Origin of the sequence: Mycobacterium sp. (assembly GCF_040398885.1) — a bacterium.
Lineage (GTDB): Bacteria > Actinomycetota > Actinomycetes > Mycobacteriales > Mycobacteriaceae > Mycobacterium.
In genome coordinates this window covers 1-3,655 of sequence record NZ_JBBATF010000224.1, presented here as the reverse complement: position 1 = coordinate 3,655, position 3,655 = coordinate 1, and the positions used below count along the sequence as shown (strand labels likewise).

4 protein-coding genes and 1 pseudogene are annotated in these 3,655 nt (G+C 67.9%); 3 read left to right on the top strand and 2 right to left on the bottom strand.

Annotated features, from left to right (window positions below; translation table 11 throughout):
- Window positions 1-387 (top strand): annotated as a pseudogene (locus tag ADBZ5U_RS15045) (arylsulfatase); the annotation flags it as partial.
- A gap of 51 nt (window positions 388-438) precedes the next feature.
- On the opposite strand, the gene ADBZ5U_RS15040 reads toward ADBZ5U_RS15045, so the two are convergent.
- Window positions 439-1,311: a DUF3097 family protein gene (locus tag ADBZ5U_RS15040; protein ID WP_526811530.1), complete on the bottom strand. Its 873-nt coding sequence runs from the start codon at window positions 1,309-1,311 to the stop codon at window positions 439-441.
- Window positions 1,312-1,431: 120 nt separating this feature from the next.
- On the opposite strand from ADBZ5U_RS15040, the gene ADBZ5U_RS15035 reads away from it, so the two are divergent.
- Together ADBZ5U_RS15035 and ADBZ5U_RS15030 are read left to right on the top strand one after the other, a co-directional pair.
- Entirely contained in the window at window positions 1,432-1,950 is a 519-nt protein-coding gene (locus ADBZ5U_RS15035) for an SET domain-containing protein (protein ID WP_526811529.1), read from the top strand.
- Between the two features lie 65 nt (window positions 1,951-2,015).
- A complete protein-coding gene (locus ADBZ5U_RS15030) occupies window positions 2,016-3,032 on the top strand; it encodes an HAD family hydrolase (protein ID WP_526811527.1) in 1,017 nt (338 codons plus the stop codon).
- 423 nt (window positions 3,033-3,455) lie between these two features.
- Here the strand turns inward: ADBZ5U_RS15030 and ADBZ5U_RS15025 are convergent.
- Window positions 3,456-3,655, bottom strand: a 200-nt coding sequence (locus tag ADBZ5U_RS15025) for a hypothetical protein (protein ID WP_526811525.1), incomplete at its 5' end; no start/stop codon positions are given.

Genomic DNA, 3,655 nt, shown 5'->3' with positions numbered 1-3,655 from the left:
GGCCGGCTGCACTACGTCTACAACTTCCTGGGGATCAAGCCCGAGCAGGACTTCGCCTCCCCGCCGCTGAGCCCGGGCAAGCACACGCTGGGCATGGAGTTCAAGCGGGAGCGGGCCGGCGAACACGGCGAGTCGCTGGGCACCACCACGCTTTATGTCGACGACAAGCCGGTCGCCACCGGGCCGATGAAGGCCCAGATCGGCAAGTTCACCCTGTCCGGGGACGGTCTGTGCGTCGGCTATGACAGCGGCGACAACGTCTCCGAGCAGTACAAGAACCCCGGCACGTTCACCGGCGGCACCATCCAGGGTGTCGGCATCGACGTCAGTGAGAAGGCGTACCTGGATCTGGAGAGGGACGCCGCGGCGGCATTCACAACCGACTGATTCCAAGCCGAGGCTGCGACCCGGTGCGGGGATATGACGACATCGTCACCCTCACCGGGTCGCAGGCTTTTGGTCGTCGGCGGCCGCCGATTGGGCGCTCGTCACGAAGTCGATCAGTTCCTCGACCCGGCCGATCAGTTCAGGCTCGAGGTCGGTCCAGTCCCGGACCGATCCGCGGATGCGCTGCCACGCCCGCGCGACATCTGCTTGAGTGCGGTGGGGCCAGCCCAGGGCACCGCAGACGCCGGCCTTCCACTCCATCGTGCGTGGAATCGTCGGCCACGCCGAGAGACCCAGCCGTGCCGGCTTGACGGCCTGCCAGATGTCGATGAACGGGTGGCCGACCACCAGGGTGTGGTCACCACCGGGGCCGCGGCGCACCGCCTCGGCGATCCGGGACTCCTTGGATCCCGGAACCAGGTGGTCGACGAGCACGCCGAGGCGTCTGCCGGGGCCGGGCAGGAACGACGTGACGATGTCGACCAAGTCGTCGACACCACCGAGGTATTCCACTACTACGCCCTCGACCCGCAGATCATCCCCCCATACCTGCTCGACCAGTTCGGCGTCGTGGCGGCCCTCCACATAGATACGCCCGGCCAACGCCACCCGGGCTTTGGCGCCGACCACCTTCACCGAGCCGGACGCGGTGCGCTGTCGGGTCTCCTTCCCCGCTCGCGGCGCGACCAGCACCACCGGAGTGCCGTCGACCAGAAAACCCGGGCCCAGCGGGAATACCCGGACCCGGCCGCGGCGGTCCTCGAGTTCGACCCGGCCGCCCTCCACCCGGATCACCGCACCGACGTAGCCCGACATCGGGTCCTCCACGACCAAGCCCGCGTCGGCCGCCCGCTCCACCGGGCGCGGCCTGCGGGGCTGGTGCGGATTGTCGGCGAGCACGTCGATGCCATAGCGGTCGGCCACCCGGGTGATGCTAGGCAGAAGGCGGGCCGTGCACCGGTAACCCGTCCGGCGGGTCGCAGCGTGGCGGGTCGGCCGCGGACGGGCCACAAGTAGCATGACCGCGGAACGTCGAGACGGGAGATGCGTTCGGTGGACTACAACTGGCTCAGCCCCAAGGCGGAGGCCCGGCCGGCCGGCGAGAAAGGCTGGGGTTCCTTCGCCGTGGAACCCATCGCGGCGGGGGAAACGGTCGCCGCGTTCGGCGGATGGGTGCTGACCGGTGCAAGGCTGCAGACCCTCAGCGCCGACCGGCAGAGCCGCTCCATCCAGATCGACGCGGATCTCTACCTGGTCTCCGCCGAGACCCCCGAGGCCGGCGACATGCTCAACCACTCCTGCGAGCCGAACTGCGGTCTGCTCGGACAGACCCTGCTGGTCGCCATGCGCGACATCGCACCCGGCGAGGAGTTGTGCTTCGACTACGCGATGTGCGACGCCAGCGACTACGACGAATTTCGTTGCCGCTGTCGGCAGCCCACCTGCCGTGAGATCGTGACCGGCTCCGACTGGCGGGATCCCGCGCTGCAGGAGAGGTACGCCGGCTGGTTCTCGCCCTACCTGGCGCGCCGGATCGCAGCCCTGCCCGCCCGCCCGTCCTGAGTCGCGCCTGGCCCGGTTCGGCGATCCGGCGCAGGTTCGCCGGTAGCTCAGGGCATAATCCGCGCATGATCCGAACCCGAGTTCCTGCACTGTTGGCGATGCTCTGGCTGCTCGTCGCACTGTCGACTGCCTGCGCCGGCCGGTCGGAGAACGCACAGAACCCGCTGCCGTCGTGGAATGACGGCGAAGCCCGCGCGGCGATCACCGCTTTCGTCGAGCAGACCACCAAGCCGGGCTCACCGGACTTCGTTCCGGCCGAGGAGCGGATCGCCGTGTTCGACAACGACGGCACGCTGTGGCCGGAGAACCCGATCCCCTTCCAGTTGGCCTTCGCCGTCGACGAGACGAACCGCATGGTCGCCGAGCAGCCCACCCTCAAAGAGGACCCGATGGTGCAGGCCCTGCTGGCTGGAGACAACGCCAAGTTGCTGGCCGGCCCGCACCACGACGGCCTGCTGCGGATCATCGCGCTCACCCATTCCGGCATGACCACCAAAGAGTTCGCCGACCGGGTCGGCGGGTGGATCGGCACGGCGAAGCACCCGAAGTTCAACCGGCCCTATGACCAGTTGACCTACCAGCCGATGCAGGAAATGCTGAGCCACCTTCGCGCCAACGGGTTCAAGACATTCATCGTCTCCGGCGGCGGAGCGGACTTCATGCGCGCTTGGAGCGAACGCGTCTACGGCATCCCGCCGGAGCAGGTCGTCGGCTCCACCGCGCGGGTGACCTACGAGTTACGCGACACCGGGCCGGTACTTGTCAAAACACTCGACTACCTCTTCGTCGACGACAAGGCCGGGAAACCCGCCGGCATCCACGAGTTCATCGGGCGGCGGCCCATCATCGCCGTCGGCAACAGCGACGGCGACAAACAGATGCTGGAGTACACCACGATCGACAATCCCAGGCCCAACCTCGGCGTGCTCATCCACCACACCGACGGCGAGCGCGAATACCGCTACGACGAAAACCCCACCAGCAGCGGCAGCTTGGTGGCCGCGCTCAAGGAGGCGCCGCAGCGGGGATGGACCGTGGTCAGCATGAAGGACGACTGGAAAGAGATCTTCGCCGCGGCGTGACCGGTGCCGTTCCCGGATCGTGGGCGCGGCCGCGATCGCGGGGGAAGCGCGCAACTTCAGGATGTTGCGGTGCATCAGGCCGTTCGGCGCCCACGACTGGTGCTGGCCGTGGTCGCGGCCTCGGCCTTCTCCCTCTCGGTGGACCTCACCTTCGTCAACGTTGCTCTGCCCGACATCGGACGGCGGTTCCAGGCGGAGAGGCATGGCTACAAGTGCCCACCTCCGAGCGACAACAGCCTGAACACACCCGGCAAAAGCCCTGTGCTGCATCAGTTGTCGCTCAGAAACGGGCGATACTCATGCGGACTCCCGAGCAGTGACAGGTGCGACTCGGCCACCAAGTAGGACCGAAGAGTCCGTCGAGCGAATCGGTCTCGCTGAGCGGCACCCCTCATGCAGTTCTCGCGTGACATGTCCGCCCCCTCAGCCGGAGCGGTGTGCCCACACGGCGTAGAGCGGGTCGCCTGGCGTCGGGCGCCGGTCGATGCGGGGCTCGTCCCAGCCGGCCGAGCGGTAGAAGTACTCGGCCACGAGCCGCACGTGGAACACGTCGTCGGTGGCGAGCCAACCCCGGATCGCCTTGGTCGGGAAGCACCGGTTGGAGAACGTGCACACGAACGGCG